Below are 561 nucleotides of genomic sequence, written 5' to 3'. Positions count from 1 at the left end.
TGCCTTGGGAACGTGTTTCCGAAAGCAATGACATGCTTAATTTCATGAAGAAGTTGATTCATCTTCGTAAGGATGCTTCAGGCATTATCCAGCATGGGAAATATGGTCTAGAAGAAATCAAGCCTGATGTGCTATCTCTGGAATGGAATTACGATGGACAAAAGGTCCAAGCTATTTTTAACCAATCAACTGAAAACTATCTTGTAGAAGACAGTGATGCTGTAGCTCTAGCAAGTCATTGCCAAATCTTGTCTGGGCAGCTTCATATCTTACCAAAAGGCTTTGTGATCTTTGCGGAAGATTTGGAATCTGCTACAAATTAATTTTTGGAAATCTAACTTAAAGACTTGTCAGAGTTACTCAAATTTCAAAAACCCAATCTAAGAGCAGCTGTAGCTCTAGCAAGTCATTGCCAAATCTTGTCTGGGCAGCTTCATATCTTACCAAAAGGCTTTGTGATCTTTGCGGAAGATTTGGAATCTGCTACAAATTAATTTTTGGAAATCTAACTTAAAGACTTGTCAGAGTTACTCAAATTTCAAAAACCCAATCTAAGAGCAG

1 pseudogene is annotated in these 561 nt (G+C 37.8%); it reads left to right on the top strand.

The features are described from left to right. A pseudogene (locus tag D8792_RS11265) lies at positions 1–323 on the top strand (glycoside hydrolase family 13 protein); the annotation flags it as partial. Positions 324–561: the final 238 nt, after the last annotated feature.

Origin of the sequence: Streptococcus cristatus, from assembly GCF_003943505.1 — a bacterium.
GTDB classification, from domain to species: domain Bacteria; phylum Bacillota; class Bacilli; order Lactobacillales; family Streptococcaceae; genus Streptococcus; species Streptococcus cristatus_E.
This window is presented reverse-complemented; position numbering and strand designations above follow the sequence as displayed.